The sequence below is a fragment of the Dyadobacter sp. LHD-138 genome (assembly GCF_030929615.1).
In the GTDB taxonomy this organism is placed as follows: domain Bacteria; phylum Bacteroidota; class Bacteroidia; order Cytophagales; family Spirosomataceae; genus Dyadobacter.
Genome location: NZ_JAVFVU010000086.1, coordinates 1 through 3,952, shown reverse-complemented (window position 1 = coordinate 3,952; position 3,952 = coordinate 1). Strand labels below are relative to the sequence as shown.

The 3,952-nt window shown below is 33.9% G+C and carries 4 protein-coding genes; 1 reads left to right on the top strand and 3 read right to left on the bottom strand.

Translation table 11 applies throughout. The features are described 5' to 3' along the window. Nucleotides 1-96 precede the first annotated feature (96 nt). Complete coding sequence (locus RB622_RS29875) at nucleotides 97-570, top strand: HipA domain-containing protein (RefSeq protein WP_308050506.1); 474 nt, start codon at nucleotides 97-99, stop codon at nucleotides 568-570. Nucleotides 571-756: 186 nt separating this feature from the next. On the opposite strand, the gene RB622_RS29870 is transcribed toward RB622_RS29875, so the two are convergent. The 3 genes from RB622_RS29870 to RB622_RS29860 all read right to left on the bottom strand — a co-directional run bounded on the left by RB622_RS29870 (nucleotide 757) and on the right by RB622_RS29860 (nucleotide 3,286). Then, nucleotides 757-1,593 carry a hypothetical protein gene (locus tag RB622_RS29870; protein ID WP_308050504.1) on the bottom strand — a complete coding sequence of 279 codons (837 nt, stop codon included), beginning with the start codon at nucleotides 1,591-1,593 and terminating at the stop codon, nucleotides 757-759. Nucleotides 1,594-1,606: 13 nt separating this feature from the next. Then, nucleotides 1,607-2,176 carry a hypothetical protein gene (locus tag RB622_RS29865; RefSeq protein ID WP_308050503.1) on the bottom strand — a complete coding sequence of 190 codons (570 nt, stop codon included), beginning with the start codon at nucleotides 2,174-2,176 and terminating at the stop codon, nucleotides 1,607-1,609. Between the two features lie 381 nt (nucleotides 2,177-2,557). Further along, nucleotides 2,558-3,286, bottom strand: coding sequence for a DUF6088 family protein (locus RB622_RS29860; RefSeq protein WP_308050501.1), 729 nt, complete (start codon nucleotides 3,284-3,286; stop codon nucleotides 2,558-2,560). Nucleotides 3,287-3,952 lie beyond the last annotated feature (666 nt).

The following is a 3,952-nucleotide window of genomic DNA, read 5'->3' as shown; positions in this document are numbered from 1 at the left end:
AGGTAAGCAACTTTCTTCCCGATGAACTCAGGCGTGCATTTTTAATCATTTCTAATACCATATCTGTTTCTCGTTTTGAGGCTACAAACTGGTCCAATGATTCAAGCGGTTAGGAACAGCATTTCAACATCCCCTACTGAAGATTTGCTCACATTGCTAAAAAGAGCCCTTTTTGCATGGCTCATCGCTGATGGAGATATGCATCTAAAAAACATTGCTGTTCTCAAAACTGCTTTACCAGGCCAGAAAGCGTTTCAATCAATCCGCATGGCTCCGATCTATGATCTTGTGTCAACCGTCGTATTTCCAAATCTCCAAAATGATACCATGGCGATTAAGCTGAATGGAAAAGCCAATCGCATTAAAAGAAGAGACTTTATGACTGTTGCCGCCACCATGGGATTAAGAGCAACAGATGCAGAAAATTTGATAGAGGAAACATTGATCAAATTAAAGCAGGCTCTGCCTGGAACGGCGTTACCTGATGGAATAGACTACCCTGATCAAGCGAAAAAACTCATCGAAGAAATGTTACAGATATGTGATGCAAGGATTGAGGAGTTTGATTGATCTCGGCACAAATGGCGCATTCCAGATGCCGCAAGCAGTGCTGTGGAGAAAGCTACGGAAACGATGTTTCAGCTATCAAACAAGGTGGACTAAAGATATTCAAGATTATCGAATGATGCCACTTATAACCCAATAAGTGTTCAAGTCGCATTTAGAGGCAGTGCGTTCTGGAAGACAATGAAGCACTTATGCTTCTCTTTTTGAGTTTGTTCTAAATTTTTTTCCTGTTATCAAACCTATGTAATATTGTTCATTCAAAAAGGAAAGAATGTCTTTACATTGTTTTTTATCATTAGGTAAAATCAATTTCCCGTCCACTAATTCAATTTTTAAATTGAATTTATTTGCAGAACTTTTAATTTTTTTAGTGTCTGCATTAGTTAATACATTACTTTTTTGTATTAAAGTAATTTGCTTTTTGATAATGGTGTTCCCATTTTCCTTTAGCCAAACTGCATCAACTGTTAATTTGTCATTAGTTGCAAACTGGTCAATAACTTCATCGCTTGCCGCTTCAAAAAATGATAGTAGACTAAATATCTTATTTGCATTTGCGTATGACTTAAAGTAAAGTCTATTAGTCTTATGAATGGCATTAACAATATTATCAACAATCAAAGCATTACTGGTTAATTTATTAAAAGTATTTTTATCCCAAAAGATTACATTTTTGTTTTGCAATAATTTCCTTTTATCAAAATTCTGAAAATAATAGATGTTATTTTCTACCCAAAATAGTGTTTTAATATCATCAGTTTCCAAATCTAAAACTTGTAATCCAATTGGATTTGAACTCGTCTCAATTACATTACCAGGCAATTCCATTTCTACATATAGAATTTCTTCATCTTGAATATTAAAGTTGCCATCAAATAATATTTCTTCAACATCATCATTTAAAATGGAGCTACCAATATTTATAAAAACATCTCTAATGTCAGAGGTGATTGTCTGTAGTAAGTCAATCTTTCTTACTGTATTATCTTTTAATATTGCGAAAAAATTGCAAGTTGGGTTTGGCATATTCTATACTTTCTTAATTAGAGGAGTTTAAAAGAACAAAATCAGTTAATTGAGAATATACTTTTATATCGTTTGTGTTTTTTAGTTTTTGTTTTGAAATCATCAAATATGTTACCTCTCTTTTTGTAACTATTTCATAATAACTATATCCAAATAATTTCATGAGTGGATTGTGGAAGTATGTTCCCTTATTTATATAAACAATAATACAAAGAGCCAAAAACCAACCAATCAAATAAACATTATCTTTTTTGTAAATCTCAATACAAGGCAGGAAATAGCTAAAAATCAAAACATTCATATTTAGGTCTGAACTTTTTATAGACTTCACTTCTATACTATTTCTAGTTAGTTTATTTCTAGCCAAGAAAAGAATATACCAACAAATAAAAACCAATATTATAAAAATGAAAATTAAGTGCAACCTATTGAGCAAATCGATAAATTTAAAATTGGAAAAATCAATAAATTTTATATAACCACCTGAATCTAATATACTATAAACACTGACAACCCACCAAATCAGTATGATCGGTGCATAAGCGGTAATTGCAAAAGTTAATTTTATTAGTTTTGAAAACATGTATATCCCATATATTACCAAAAAAGACCCACTTCGTTAAATCGTTTTATCGTAGTTGTAAATGTCTTGTTGGCTTGCTTATAACCTGTAAATGTACGCAAGTTTTGTTGCACCACCTATATTTACTTATACTATTACAATAAAATATTGCAATTTACCCGTCTATATTTTTCAATACTTGGTTTTTACTTCCTTTATCCTTTGACAAATTATCCCAGATCATTAACTAGGGTTTTTATGTCAAACTACTCAGTATTTTTAAGCATTCGCCATTAAACCGAAGAAAGCCTTTCGTTTATCATTAAAAGTGTGTTTTTGATCAAATACAGGATCGGGTAGTTTTCTAAAAACCAATGTTTTAAAGGGCCATTATAGGTAATCTCATTGAATATTCCATTTCGACACAGAAGCTAGTACCTTATTATCAATGCCAAGTACAAACGTAGTAAGCGGATTAATACTATTCTGTAATGGCTGAATATCTATTTTGGTATCCGTCACGGTCAAGATAGCCCCTAGCAATGCGCGAACTCGAGGCGGGTATTTTAGCGCAAATCCTATCAGCTCTCCCAGTTTCCCCTCATCCAATTGAGATATCCGGTTCTTGAAAATCGATATGGTAGCTTGCATATCCATGTCTGGAATTTGTTTCAGATCTTTCATTGCATCTAGCAACCCGAGCATCTGGTAATTATTCTCCGTTACATCCACATAACTTTTTACTGCTGTGGCCCGGATAGTTCCCCTATTGATAAAAATCCGTTTATCTCTGCTTGCTATCTGAATAACAACAGGGATCTGTGTCGTTAATCCCATTTGATTATAGAGGTAATTCCCCGTGATATAGGCTATTCGTTTTCCATTTTGATATAGATAATGCTTTAATACCTGCTGTTCATTTGGCTTCTTTTCTCCAAAACGTGTCATTCGAGGTTTGTAGAAAAGACCTTTGGATAGCTTTTTCACGATCCCTTTCTTTTGCAAGCGCTCAAGAACCTTGGCCGCTGACTGGTACTCTTGTCCAGCAATGCCTAACTGAGCATACCCAAAGCTTATATCTTCTGGCAGGCTCTGTATCTGTTGTGTTATTCTTTGAGTCAAACTGATCATGTTACAAATATAGCATGTCGCACAAGGATTGTCAAGTTTATGGATTCAAAAAATTGACTTTCGATAAAGTAAATATTCCATTGAAATAAACAAATATATGTACGCCTAACTCTTGGTGAAGTACGGACAAGACACATCCGCAGAAAAAGTTACTAAGGGCTAAGCAATGAATAATTAAAGGTGCTATGGTGTTCAAGAAACGTACAACCATAAAAATTTCACACAGGATATGTATCGAATAAGGAAAATTCGTTCGACTTAATTACTGGCTTCATCGTGTCTAACACTGCATGATCTATTATTTTTGTTGGATCAATTAAAATTCCTAACTCCGGCCTCAACCAGTCAGAATTCCATATCCTTACAATGTCTCCACTTACAATCTTGCATAATAGCTCATTATAGGGCTCATTACGATTATAGGTATAAGTGATACGTTGCAACCATAAGTCCATTAAACCTGTATTGGGAATTGACTGAAAACGTTTTTTTACTTTGCGAATACTATCATCACGATCCTCATCGTCATCGAGCAAACTAATTAACTTTGACGTTGCTACATTTGTTTGGAGGCAGAAATAGGCAGATTTAATATTTCAACTAAATTTGACTATGAGAAAACGACGGGTGTTTGACGAATCTTTTAAAAGGATGGCATTGGAACTG

Bases quoted from the DNA above. Each gene is read 5' to 3' on its own strand.
- RB622_RS29875 (WP_308050506.1), top strand. From the start codon at position 97: ATGATTCAAGCGGTTAGGAACAGCATTTCAACATCCCCTACTGAAGAT.
- RB622_RS29870 (WP_308050504.1), bottom strand. From the start codon at position 1,593: ATGCCAAACCCAACTTGCAATTTTTTCGCAATATTAAAAGATAATACA.
- RB622_RS29865 (WP_308050503.1), bottom strand. From the start codon at position 2,176: ATGTTTTCAAAACTAATAAAATTAACTTTTGCAATTACCGCTTATGCA.
- RB622_RS29860 (WP_308050501.1), bottom strand. From the start codon at position 3,286: ATGATCAGTTTGACTCAAAGAATAACACAACAGATACAGAGCCTGCCA.